This window comes from Enterobacter sp. CM29 (genome assembly GCF_013179605.1).
Classification (GTDB): Bacteria; Pseudomonadota; Gammaproteobacteria; order Enterobacterales; family Enterobacteriaceae; genus Enterobacter; species Enterobacter intestinihominis.
Map to the genome: position 1 here is coordinate 1 of NZ_JABMCU010000148.1, position 11,208 is coordinate 11,208.

Genomic DNA, 11,208 nt, shown 5'->3' on the forward strand with positions numbered 1-11,208 from the left:
AACGGATAAAATGCCTGCCGCCATTTTGCCGCCACTACTAAAGAAAAAGGGGCTACGCTTTCACGTAACCCCTTGTTTTATTTGGTGGAGCTGGCGGGAGTTGAACCCGCGTCCGAAATTTCTACATCCTCGGTACTACATGCTTAGTTTGTCTTTACATTCGCACGCCAGCTGCGGACAAACACGCCACTAACGAACTAGCCTGATTAGTTTTAACGCTTCAACCCCAGGCAGGGCTTCCACGCGATCTCTTTTGGGTTTGACCTCTCTTTGATCCCCGTCTTAAGAGCGGAAGCTAGGGAGAGAGGGCTCTTAGCAGGTTATTAAGCTGCTAAAGCGTAGTTTTCGTCGTTTGCGACTATTTTTTTGCGGCTTTTAACGAGGCAAACCGCCCCTCGGCATGCACCTTGGGTTTCGCAAATCCCGTCGAATCCAGAATCAGCCCCAATAGTGTTGAAATCAGTATACCAGATTTCACTTCCTCGATACCAGCCCGAAACGCTAACTTATTGAATAGTACAATAAGCGCGCAGAATCAACGTCCTGCGTTTTTCATGATACGTGCTTTGTCGAGCTGCCACTCGCGTGCTTTCAGGTCAGTACGCTTGTCGTGCTGTTTCTTACCTTTTGCCACGCCGATTTTCACTTTGCACCAGGCGTTTTTCCAGTACAAAGAGAGCGCAACTACGGTGAAGCCTTCGCGGTTGATGCGTCCGTAGAGGGATTCCAGCTCGCGCTTGTTCAGCAGCAGCTTACGGGTGCGGGTTGGATCGCAAACGTAATGTGAAGAGGCGACGGTCAGCGGCGTAAAGTTCGCGCCGAACAGGAAGGCCTCACCGTCTTTCAGGATCACGTAGCTGTCGCCGATGTTGGCTTTCCCGGCACGCAGCGATTTTACTTCCCAGCCCTGCAACGCAAGGCCGGCCTCGAATTCTTCTTCGATGAAATACTCGTGGCGAGCACGCTTGTTGAGCGCAATGGTCGCCGAACCAGGTTTATGTGCTTTTTTCTTCGTCATAAGTGTCGTAAAGCCGTCGGTAATCTGATTTTAAAAAGTCACCTCATTGCGTCCTGTGAGGTCTAACGCGCTATCTTAGCACGAGATAAGGCTTAGCGTTTTTTTAACAGGTGATAAATGTTATTATTTGTCTGTTGTGTGACCATGGAAAATGCTATGCCTCAGATTAGCCGTACTGCGCTTGTTCCCTACAGCGCGGAACAAATGTATCAGTTAGTGAACGACGTTCAGTCGTATCCGGAATTTATTCCAGGATGCACGGGTAGCCGGGTGCTGGAATCTGGCCCGACGCAGATGACTGCGGCCGTGGATGTCTCCAAAGCGGGGATCAGCAAAACGTTCACCACGCGCAATACCCTGACGAGCAATCAGAGTATTTTGATGCATCTGGTGGATGGTCCGTTTAAAAAACTGATGGGAGGGTGGAAGTTTACGCCACTGAGCGCTGACGCCTGCCGCATTGAGTTTCATCTGGATTTTGAATTTACCAATAAGCTGATCGAACTGGCGTTTGGCCGAATATTTAAAGAGCTGGCCTCGAATATGGTTCAGGCGTTCACCACGCGCGCCAAAGAGGTTTACAGTGTCGCATAAGATTGCTGTTGAGGTGGTGTATGCGCTGCCGGAGAAGCAGTATTTGCAGCGCGTGACGCTTGAAGAGGGCGCCACCGTTGAGGCGGCTATCCGGGCCTCCGGCATCCTTGAACTTCGCCGTGATATTGACCTGGCGAAGAATAAAGTCGGCATTTATAGCCGTCCGGTTAAGCTCGGTGATGTGCTGAAAGAGGGCGACAGGGTTGAAATCTATCGTCCGCTGATTGCCGACCCGAAAGAGTTGCGCCGTCAGCGAGCAGAGAAATCCGGTAAGTAGCCAAATAAACATACACAAAAAAGGTGCTCATTGAGCACCTTTTTGCGTTGCTGGCACCTGATTATTTGGTCAGGGCAGGCTTGTTGTCGATGTTGGTCAGCACACCGGCACTGCTGAAGGTCAGCGTCAGGGTTTGCTGGGTCACATCTTCATGACCAGGCTGCTGGCGGAATACATAGAACCACGTATTTGTGCCGAACGGATCGGACATCATCGGGGTTCCCAGGGCATAAGCGACCTGCTGTTGTGTCATACCTACGCGGATTTTGGACACATCGTTAGGAGTAAGGTAGTTCCCCTGGTTGATGTCAGGACGGTAAACCACTTTCTCCAGAGTGGAACAGCCTGCGGTCAACATCAGAAGAACCGCTGCGGCAGCGGTCAGCGTTTTACAGCGCATAGTGATTTGATTCCTTTTCGGGCCCGAGCAGTACGCGGCTCATATGTAATATGCCGATGATAATAGACCTTGCCCCACTTTGAAACTGGTCTGGCGGCGTTTTTGTTGTTCTGTATGACCCTGAGATCCCGAAAAAGTTTATGCCGCCAGCAGTTCTTTCGCATTCGCGAGCGTATTACGGGTGACTTCACTGCCCCCCAGCAGGCGTGCCAGCTCCTGCAAGCGTGAGCGTTTATCCAGCGGTTTCATGTGCGTTTCCGTCATTTCGCCATCGGTTTCCTTGCTAACGATAAAGTGGTGATGACCACAGCCGGCGACCTGCGGCAGGTGAGTCACACACATAACCTGCGTCGATTCACCCAACTGACGCAGCAGTTTGCCGACAACGGCCGCGGTCGGGCCGCTGATACCCACATCCACTTCATCGAAAATCAACGCCGGGGTTTCCATTTTACGGGCGGTAATCACCTGAATGGCCAGGGCGATACGCGACAGTTCACCGCCAGAAGCCACTTTCGAAATCGCCTGTAAAGGCTGGCCCGGGTTGGTGGTGACGCGGAATTCTACGCGGTCTGCGCCTTCCGCCGTCAGGTGATGCTCTTCAAAGCGAACATCAATAGTGAACACCCCATGCGGCATCGCCAGCGTATGCATGCTGTCGGTAATATGCTGGCTAAGCTCCAGAGCATAGTGCTGTCGCACGTCGTGCAGCCGTTTCGCCGTTTCCAGCGCCTGCTGATGATGCAGATTAACCGCCAGAGACAAGGTTTCGAGGGAATCGGCCTGATCGTCCAGCTGCTGCTGTTCCTCCAGCAGAGACTGATAGTAATTCGGCAGCTCTTCCGGGGTAACGTGATGCTTACGCGCCAGTGAAATCTGACGGGAGATGCGTTGCTCAAGCTCGAACAGACGGTTCGGGTCGAGATCCAGACGTTCACAGTAGTGGCGCAGCTCATCCCCGGCTTCTGAAATCTGAATCGCGGCTTCTTCCAGCATTTCCAGTACGCCAGAAAGCTTATTGTCCATGCCGGTCAGTTCGGTAACAAGCTGACGCACGGTATACAGCTGGCTCTGCAAATTCACGTCTTCGCCATCCGCCAGCATGTTCAGGGCATTCTGGCTGATGGAAAGCAGCTGACCACTGTTGGCCAGACGCTTGTACTCCTCCTCGATTTGCTCAAATTCACCCGCCTGAGGGTTAAATTCGTTCAGCTCTTTCAACTGATATTCCAGCAGCTCGGCGCGCGCGGTACGCTCCTGGCTTTGCTGTTGATGCTGCGCAAGTTCGCGGCAGCTTTGATGCCACTGACGATAGTGCTCCGCCATGAGTTGAGTAAGCGCGTACTCACCCGCGTAGCCATCGAGCAGGGCTTTCTGCTGTTCGGGTTTGATTAGCTGCTGGTGCGCGTGCTGACCATGGATCTGGATGAGCAGCTGGCCCAGCTCGCGAAGCTGGGAAAGGGGAACCGCTGTACCATTGATAAAACCGCGGGAGCGGCCGTCACTGCTGATAACGCGACGAAGTAAACACTCACGTCCATCTTCCAGCTGGTTCGCTTCCAGCCAGCGCAGGGCGGCAGGCGTGTCTTTTAACGAGAAGCGGGCGCAGAGATCGGCACGGGCCGCACCTGTGCGCACCATATCACCCTCTGCACGACCGCCGAGGCACAAGCCGAGGGCATCAATGGCAATGGATTTACCTGCACCGGTTTCACCGGTAATCGCCGTCATTCCGCTATGGAAGTCGATCTCAAGCTCACGAACAATGGCAAAGTTGCTGATGGTCAGTTGTGCCAGCATAATTGTTTTCCTGTATGAAAAACCATAACTGTGTTTGTATACAGTATAAACTGGTTTTATATACAGTAAAGCGCTGGATGTAAAATCAGAACAATTTTTTTGACCAGCCGAGTTTTGAGCTTAATGTATTGAAATAACTGTAATCTTTTGGATGGATAAGATTCAGGTGATAATCGCAGCGGCGAATGAGGACATCTTCTCCTTCCTGAATGGGAAGCGCAATCTGGCTGTCGCAGCTGATCTCCAGGTCGCTGCGGCGATGGGAAAAACGCAGGCGGATGGTGCTGTCGCCGTTTATCACCAGCGGACGCGCCGAGAGCGTATGCGGGAACATCGGCACCAGGGTGATCGCATCCAGCGAGGGCGTCAGGATTGGGCCTCCGGCTGAAAGCGAATAGGCAGTTGACCCCGTCGGGGTTGAAATAATCAGCCCGTCAGACCGCTGCGAGAAAGCGAAGATTTCGTCGATATAGACTTCGAACTCGATCATGTGCGCCACTTTACCAGGGTGGAGAACCACCTCGTTAATAGCGGTGCTGATGCGCTTCTGGCAGTCCTGCTGGCAGACCTGGGCTTCAAGTAAAAACCGTTTTTCACTGATATAGTGACCTTCCAGCACGTCCGCCAGCTGCTGTTGCGCATTGTCCGGGTCGAGGTCGGTCAGGAAACCAAGATTGCCACGGTTAATACCAATAACCTTAATATCATAGCGAGCCAGCGTTCGCGCCGCGCCCAGCATATTGCCGTCGCCGCCGACCACCACGGCGAGATCCGCCTGCTGGCCAATTTCCGCCAGCGTGCCGGTTCTGACGCTTTTAAGCTGCAACTCCTGGGCGATCTGCTGCTCGACCATCACTTCATAGCCTTTACCACACAGCCAGCGATACAACATTTCATGTGTCGTCAATGCGGTAGGGTGACGCGGATGGCCGACGATCCCAATACACCTGAAATGATTATTCATTTTCTGGAGGTCCTTGTGCCTGATGAATGATGACAATCTGCCTTGTTCCCTTGAATCCAGGAAACTGATCCCCATAATAAGCGAAGTTAGCGAGATGAATGCAGAAAAACGCGGAGAAATTCATGAGTAGTAAAGAACAGAAAACGCCTGAGGGGCAAGCCCCTGAAGAAATTATCACGGAACAGCACGATGAAGTTGAGGCAGTAGAGCCAGACACGTCTGCTGAGCAGGTGGACCCGCGCGATGAAAAAATTGCCAATCTGGAAGCTCAGTTGGTAGAAGCGCAGAATCGCGAACGCGATGGCGTACTGCGTATCAAAGCGGAAATGGAAAACCTGCGCCGTCGTACCGAGCTGGACGTTGAAAAGGCGCACAAATTTGCGCTGGAGAAATTCGTCAACGAACTGCTTCCGGTGATCGACAGCCTGGATCGCGCGCTGGAAGTGGCGGATAAAGCTAATCCGGATAACGCGGCGATGATTGAAGGCATCGAGCTGACGCTGAAATCCATGCTGGATGTGGTGCGTAAGTTCGGTGTTGAAGTGATTGCCGATACGGATGTACCGCTGGATCCAAACGTTCACCAGGCCATTGCGATGGTGGAATCCGAAGACGTTGCCGCGGGTAACGTGCTGGGCGTGATGCAGAAAGGGTATACCCTGAACGGTCGTACTATTCGCGCTGCGATGGTGACCGTGGCGAAAGCGAAAGCGTAATTTGCCGACCCGTAGTGCCGGGTGGCGGCTTCGCCTTACCCGGCCTACAACATTACTCGGCGATACTTTCGCGTAAAGGTTTAACGGGCAGGACCTTCACCTGCTTAATCATATTGTCCTGAACGTCCAGAATATCAATATCATACTGCTCAATGCGCACGCGCGTGCCTGCCGCCGGGATCTCTTCCAGCGCTTCCAGGATCATTCCGTTCATCGTCCGCGCTTCGTCTTCCGGCAAATGCCAGTTAAACGCTTTATTGATTTCACGAATGTTGGCGCTGCCGTCGATAAGCACTGACCCATCGTTTTGCGGGGTGACTTCTTCTGCAAGGGAAGGCGACATTGACGTGGTAAAGTCCCCGACAATCTCTTCCAGAATATCTTCGACCGTCACCAGCCCCTGTATGTCGCCGTATTCATCCACCACCAGACCGACTTTCTTCTTGTTTCGCTGGAACTTCACCAGCTGCGTGCTGAGTGGGGTGCCTTCCGGCACGTAGTAAATTTCGTCGGCGGCGCGCAGCATCACCTCTTTGGTGAACTCGTTTTTCTCAGTCATCAGACGATAGGCCTCGCGCACACGCAGCATGCTGATGGCATCGTCGAGAGAATCGCGATAGAGGACGATACGCCCGTGCGGGGAGTGCGTCAGCTGGCGGACAATGGCCTTCCAGTCGTCGTTAATATCAATCCCGACGATTTCATTGCGCGGCACCATGATGTCGTCAACGCTGACCTTTTCCAGATCCAGCACCGACAGGAGCATGTCCTGATTGCGACGGGAGATCTGCGAGCGGGATTCGTTCACGATGGTACGCAGTTCGTCTTTGCTGAGCGCGCTACTGATGGTGACGTCTGCCTTTATACCAACCATGCGCATCAGCACCCGTGTCACCATATTCAGCAGCCAGACCAGCGGCATCATCAGAATAAGCAGCGGTGCTAACAGGAAGCTGCTCGGGTAGGCGACTTTTTCCGGGTAAAGCGCCGCGATGGTTTTGGGTAGCACTTCCGCAAACACCAGTACCACAAACGTGAGCACACCTGTGGCAATCGCCACGCCTGCATTGCCGTACAGACGCATCCCGACGATGGTGCCCAGTGCAGAGGCGAGAATATTGACCAGGTTGTTACCGATAAGCACCAGGCTAATCAGACGGTCCGGCTTACGCAGAAGCTTTTCGACACGACGCGCGGCACGGTTACCCTGCTTGGCGCGATGACGTAACCGGTAGCGGTTCAGCGTCATCATGCCGGTTTCAGAGCCAGAGAAATAAGCGGAGATGACCACCATGATGACCAGAATGACGATCAGCGTGGTGGTAGAGATGTGTTCCAGGGGGAACTCCTTTTGTTACTTAGCCAGCAAATTGCTGTATGAAGCGGCTACCAAAATAGGCAAGCGTGAGAATGCCCGCACCCGCAACGTTGAACCAGACCACGCGACGACCGCGCCAGCCTTCATGATAATGGCCCCATAACAGGACAATATAGACAAACCACGCGATGATGGAGAGGACCGCTTTATCGATATTCTCCACGCTGAACAGGTTCTTCATATAAAACAAGCCCGTGCACAGCGTCAGCGTCAGCAAAACCACGCCGACCTGGGTGATGTGGAACATCTTACGCTCAATCACCATCAGCGGCGGCATTTCATGGTTAAACGCCAGCTTTTTATTTTTCAGCTGGTAGTCGATCCAGGCGAGCTGCATGGCGTAAAGGGCGGCGATGATCAGCGTCGCGTAGGAGAATAGAGACAGGCCGATATGCACCAGCATCCCCGGCGTGGCTTCCAGATGGGTAATAAACTCATTGGGCATGAACGTGGCTAACGCCAGGTTGATCAGCGCAAAGGCGTAGACTATCGGCAGCAGCAGCCAGCCACGATTTTTAGACGCGACAATGGTCATGACCGTACAGATCATCAGGCTGACCAGCGAGCCGACGTTCAGCACGCTCAGATTTTGCACGCTGCCGTCGCCGGGAATGATGCGTGATTCCAGCGCAAACGCATGGCTAATCAGTGCGATCACTGCCGAAAGAATAGCCATGCGCCGCCAGCCGCTGTTTTTTTGCAGCAGGCCAGGAATGATCAGCGCGAGGCTGACAGAGTAGGCAACAAGGGCGATCAGTGCGAAAACAGGCATATAGGCGTCGACAGTTGTCTTAATAAGAAAGAGAAGCAGTATAACGTTACGTGACGCCTGCTCCAACCGTTGCATAACAACAAAGGCGCCTTCATGTTATACTCCGGCAAAATTCTGTGTATGTGTCGCCCAGGCGACCTAACGTTTCTACCCCAGGCGAGAGACAATGTTTGATAATTTAACCGATCGTTTGTCGCGCACGCTGCGCAACATCAGCGGCCGTGGACGCCTCACCGAAGAGAACATCAAGGAAACGCTGCGCGAAGTGCGTATGGCGCTGCTGGAAGCAGACGTTGCGTTGCCGGTCGTGCGTGATTTTATCAACCGCGTGAAAGAGAAAGCGGTTGGTCATGAAGTTAACAAGAGCCTGACTCCGGGTCAGGAGTTCGTCAAAATCGTCCGTAACGAGCTGGTTTCGGCGATGGGCGAAGAGAATCAGGTGCTTAACCTGGCGGCTCAGCCACCGGCCGTCGTGCTGATGGCGGGTCTGCAAGGTGCGGGTAAAACCACCAGCGTCGGTAAGCTGGGGAAATTCCTGCGCGAAAAGCACAAGAAAAAAGTGCTGGTGGTTTCGGCGGACGTGTATCGCCCGGCGGCGATCAAACAGCTGGAAACGCTGGCCGAGCAGGTTGGCGTAGACTTCTTCCCGTCCGACGTGGCGCAGAAGCCTGTTGACATCGTTAACGCGGCGCTGAAAGAGGCGAAGCTGAAATTCTACGACGTGCTGCTGGTGGATACCGCCGGTCGACTGCACGTTGACGAAGCGATGATGGACGAAATCAAGCAGGTTCATGCTTCTATCAATCCGGTAGAGACCCTGTTTGTTGTCGACGCCATGACCGGTCAGGATGCGGCGAACACCGCGAAAGCGTTTAACGAAGCCCTGCCGTTAACCGGCGTGGTGCTGACCAAAGTCGACGGCGACGCTCGCGGCGGTGCGGCGCTGTCTATTCGTCATATCACCGGTAAGCCAATTAAGTTCCTCGGCGTGGGCGAGAAAACCGAAGCGCTGGAGCCGTTCCACCCGGATCGTATTGCCTCCCGTATCCTCGGCATGGGCGACGTGCTGTCGCTGATCGAAGATATCGAAAGCAAGGTTGACCGCGCGCAGGCTGAAAAACTCGCCAGCAAGCTGAAAAAAGGTGACGGTTTCGATCTGACCGACTTCCTTGAGCAACTGCGTCAGATGAAAAACATGGGCGGTATGGCAAGCCTGATGGGTAAACTGCCGGGTATGGGGCAGATCCCGGACAACGTCAAATCCCAGATGGATGACAAAGTGCTGGTGCGTATGGAGGCAATCATCAACTCGATGACGCTGAAAGAGCGCGCGAAGCCAGAAATCATCAAAGGTTCCCGCAAGCGCCGTATCGCAGCCGGTTGCGGCATGCAGGTCCAGGACGTTAACCGCCTTCTGAAACAGTTCGACGACATGCAGCGCATGATGAAGAAAATGAAGAAAGGCGGCATGGCGAAGATGATGCGCGGCATGAAAGGCATGATGCCGCCCGGTTTTCCTGGGCGATAATCGCTTTTGAGATTGCTTTTTGCCCGAAAATGAGTAAAATTTTCGGGCTTTTAATATGACACCCGGGCTCCGTTCCTCGATGGGGCCCGGTTGTTTTATTCACACAAGAGGATGTTATGGTAACTATTCGTTTAGCACGTCACGGCGCTAAAAAGCGTCCGTTCTACCAGGTTGTTGTGACTGACAGCCGTAATGCACGCAACGGTCGCTTCATTGAGCGCGTTGGTTTCTTCAACCCACTGGCCTCTGGCGCAGAAGAAGAAACTCGTCTGGATCTGGATCGTATCGCTCACTGGGTTGGCCAGGGCGCTACTGTTTCCGATCGCGTTGCTACGCTGATCAAAGCAGCAAACAAAGCAGCTTAATCTGTCACGGTGGTCATGATGAGCAATAAAGCACCTGTTGAACCGATCGTATTGGGAAAAATGGGTTCTTGCTACGGTATCCGTGGTTGGCTCAGAGTGTTTTCCTCCACTGAAGACGCTGATAGCATTTTTGATTACCAGCCCTGGTTTATCCAGAAAGCCGGTAAGTGGGAAGAGGTCGAGCTGGAAAGCTGGCGTCACCACAATCAGGACATCATCATCAAGCTGAAAGGCATTGACGATCGAGATGCCGCGAATGCGCTGACTAATTGTGAAATTGTCGTGGATTCGTCGCAGTTGCCGCAACTGGAAGAGGGTGACTACTACTGGAAAGACCTTATGGGTTGCCAGGTAGTGACCACTGAAGGCTACAGCCTGGGGAAAGTCATCGACATGATGGAAACCGGGTCAAATGACGTTCTCGTCATTAAGGCAAACCTGAAAGATGCATTTGGCATCAAGGAGCGGTTGGTCCCGTTCCTCGATGGACAGGTTATCAAGAAAGTCGATCTCACTACTCAAACCATTGAAGTAGATTGGGATCCTGGTTTTTAAATTCTCCGGATAAACGGTAAAAGACGGCGCTATGTGGATTGGCATAATTAGCCTGTTTCCTGAAATGTTCCGCGCGATTACCGATTACGGGGTAACTGGCCGGGCAGTAAAGAATGGCCTGCTGAGCATCCAGAGCTGGAGTCCTCGTGACTTCACGCATGACCGGCACCGTACCGTGGACGATCGTCCTTACGGCGGCGGACCGGGGATGTTGATGATGGTGCAACCCTTACGGGACGCCATTCACACAGCAAAAGCCGCGGCAGGTGAAGGCGCGAAGGTGATTTATCTGTCACCTCAGGGACGCAAGCTTGATCAAGCGGGCGTGAGCGAACTGGCGACGAATCAAAAGCTGATTCTGGTCTGTGGTCGCTACGAAGGGATAGATGAGCGCGTAATTCAAACCGAGATTGACGAAGAATGGTCTATCGGCGATTACGTTCTCAGCGGTGGTGAGCTACCAGCAATGACGTTGATTGACTCCGTCGCCCGGTTTATTCCGGGGGTTCTGGGCCATGAAGCTTCGGCAACGGAAGATTCCTTTGCCGATGGATTGCTGGACTGTCCACACTATACTCGTCCTGAAGTGTTAGAAGGGATGGAAGTCCCGGCAGTGTTACTGTCTGGAAACCATGCCGAGATACGTCGCTGGCGTTTGAAGCAGTCGCTGGGCCGGACCTGGCTTAGAAGACCTGAACTTCTGGAAAACCTGGCTCTGACTGAAGAGCAAGCAAAGTTGCTGGCCGAGTTCAAAACCGAACACGCGCACCAGCAGCATGAACATGATGGGAAAGCGTAATACGCTCCCGAATATCAGTTTACCCAGGATAAGAGATTAAAT

Annotated in this window: 13 protein-coding genes and 1 other RNA gene; 7 read left to right on the forward strand and 7 right to left on the reverse strand. The window is 53.2% G+C overall.

Annotated features, from left to right (window positions below):
• Nucleotides 1-82 precede the first annotated feature (82 nt).
• Both ssrA and smpB read right to left on the reverse strand, forming a co-directional pair.
• Nucleotides 83-446: a transfer-messenger RNA gene (ssrA, locus tag HP459_RS16670) on the reverse strand.
• Nucleotides 447-535: 89 nt separating this feature from the next.
• Entirely contained in the window at nt 536-1,018 is a 483-nt protein-coding gene (gene smpB, locus HP459_RS16675; RefSeq protein ID WP_003863115.1) for an SsrA-binding protein SmpB, read from the reverse strand.
• A gap of 156 nt (nt 1,019-1,174) precedes the next feature.
• Between smpB and HP459_RS16680 the strand changes: the two genes are divergently transcribed.
• Both HP459_RS16680 and HP459_RS16685 read left to right on the forward strand, forming a co-directional pair.
• Complete coding sequence (locus HP459_RS16680) at nt 1,175-1,612, forward strand: type II toxin-antitoxin system RatA family toxin (RefSeq protein WP_003863117.1); 438 nt, start codon at nt 1,175-1,177, stop codon at nt 1,610-1,612.
• A complete protein-coding gene (locus tag HP459_RS16685) occupies nt 1,602-1,889 on the forward strand; it encodes an RnfH family protein (RefSeq protein WP_003863119.1) in 288 nt (95 codons plus the stop codon). Before HP459_RS16680 ends, HP459_RS16685 begins: the two co-directional genes overlap by 11 nt.
• A gap of 61 nt (nt 1,890-1,950) precedes the next feature.
• Here the strand turns inward: HP459_RS16685 and bamE are convergent, their stop codons facing one another.
• The 3 genes from bamE to nadK form a co-directional block, all read right to left on the reverse strand.
• A complete protein-coding gene (bamE, locus tag HP459_RS16690) occupies nt 1,951-2,289 on the reverse strand; it encodes an outer membrane protein assembly factor BamE (protein WP_003863121.1) in 339 nt (112 codons plus the stop codon).
• A gap of 138 nt (nt 2,290-2,427) precedes the next feature.
• A complete protein-coding gene (gene recN, locus HP459_RS16695; protein WP_171936510.1) occupies nt 2,428-4,089 on the reverse strand; it encodes a DNA repair protein RecN in 1,662 nt (553 codons plus the stop codon).
• Nucleotides 4,090-4,174: 85 nt separating this feature from the next.
• Nucleotides 4,175-5,053 (reverse strand): NAD(+) kinase, encoded by an 879-nt coding sequence (gene nadK / locus HP459_RS16700; RefSeq protein ID WP_022649070.1) that lies wholly within the window; start codon nt 5,051-5,053, stop codon nt 4,175-4,177.
• A 122-nt stretch (nt 5,054-5,175) separates the two neighbouring features.
• On the opposite strand from nadK, the gene grpE reads away from it, so the two are divergent.
• Entirely contained in the window at nt 5,176-5,769 is a 594-nt protein-coding gene (grpE, locus tag HP459_RS16705) for a nucleotide exchange factor GrpE (protein WP_003863126.1), read from the forward strand.
• Nucleotides 5,770-5,821: 52 nt separating this feature from the next.
• Here grpE and HP459_RS16710 read toward each other — a convergent pair whose 3' ends face one another.
• Nucleotides 5,822-7,108, reverse strand: a complete 1,287-nt coding sequence (locus tag HP459_RS16710; protein ID WP_026094274.1) for an HlyC/CorC family transporter — start codon at nt 7,106-7,108, stop codon at nt 5,822-5,824.
• 19 nt (nt 7,109-7,127) lie between these two features.
• Entirely contained in the window at nt 7,128-7,919 is a 792-nt protein-coding gene (locus HP459_RS16715) for an inner membrane protein YpjD (protein WP_014832951.1), read from the reverse strand.
• 166 nt (nt 7,920-8,085) lie between these two features.
• On the opposite strand from HP459_RS16715, the gene ffh reads away from it, so the two are divergent.
• The 4 genes from ffh to trmD all read left to right on the forward strand — a co-directional run bounded on the left by ffh (nt 8,086) and on the right by trmD (nt 11,166).
• Nucleotides 8,086-9,447, forward strand: coding sequence for a signal recognition particle protein (gene ffh / locus HP459_RS16720; RefSeq protein ID WP_003863132.1), 1,362 nt, complete (start codon nt 8,086-8,088; stop codon nt 9,445-9,447).
• A 116-nt stretch (nt 9,448-9,563) separates the two neighbouring features.
• Entirely contained in the window at nt 9,564-9,812 is a 249-nt protein-coding gene (rpsP, locus tag HP459_RS16725) for a 30S ribosomal protein S16 (RefSeq protein WP_022649067.1), read from the forward strand.
• 15 nt (nt 9,813-9,827) lie between these two features.
• The gene (gene rimM / locus HP459_RS16730; RefSeq protein WP_003863136.1) at nt 9,828-10,367 is read left to right on the forward strand and encodes a ribosome maturation factor RimM; all 540 of its coding nucleotides are present in this window, start codon (nt 9,828-9,830) and stop codon (nt 10,365-10,367) included.
• A 31-nt stretch (nt 10,368-10,398) separates the two neighbouring features.
• Nucleotides 10,399-11,166, forward strand: coding sequence for a tRNA (guanosine(37)-N1)-methyltransferase TrmD (gene trmD, locus HP459_RS16735; protein WP_003863138.1), 768 nt, complete (start codon nt 10,399-10,401; stop codon nt 11,164-11,166).
• Nucleotides 11,167-11,208 lie beyond the last annotated feature (42 nt).

Excerpts from the sequence above, each read along its gene's own strand:
- smpB (WP_003863115.1), bottom strand. The coding sequence starts at position 1,018 with ATGACGAAGAAAAAAGCACATAAACCTGGTTCGGCGACCATTGCGCTC.
- HP459_RS16680 (WP_003863117.1), top strand. The coding sequence starts at position 1,175 with ATGCCTCAGATTAGCCGTACTGCGCTTGTTCCCTACAGCGCGGAACAA.
- bamE (WP_003863121.1), bottom strand. The coding sequence starts at position 2,289 with ATGCGCTGTAAAACGCTGACCGCTGCCGCAGCGGTTCTTCTGATGTTG.
- recN (WP_171936510.1), bottom strand. The coding sequence starts at position 4,089 with ATGCTGGCACAACTGACCATCAGCAACTTTGCCATTGTTCGTGAGCTT.
- nadK (WP_022649070.1), bottom strand. The coding sequence starts at position 5,053 with ATGAATAATCATTTCAGGTGTATTGGGATCGTCGGCCATCCGCGTCAC.
- grpE (WP_003863126.1), top strand. The coding sequence starts at position 5,176 with ATGAGTAGTAAAGAACAGAAAACGCCTGAGGGGCAAGCCCCTGAAGAA.
- HP459_RS16715 (WP_014832951.1), bottom strand. The coding sequence starts at position 7,919 with ATGCCTGTTTTCGCACTGATCGCCCTTGTTGCCTACTCTGTCAGCCTC.
- ffh (WP_003863132.1), top strand. The coding sequence starts at position 8,086 with ATGTTTGATAATTTAACCGATCGTTTGTCGCGCACGCTGCGCAACATC.
- rpsP (WP_022649067.1), top strand. The coding sequence starts at position 9,564 with ATGGTAACTATTCGTTTAGCACGTCACGGCGCTAAAAAGCGTCCGTTC.
- rimM (WP_003863136.1), top strand. The coding sequence starts at position 9,828 with ATGATGAGCAATAAAGCACCTGTTGAACCGATCGTATTGGGAAAAATG.
- trmD (WP_003863138.1), top strand. The coding sequence starts at position 10,399 with ATGTGGATTGGCATAATTAGCCTGTTTCCTGAAATGTTCCGCGCGATT.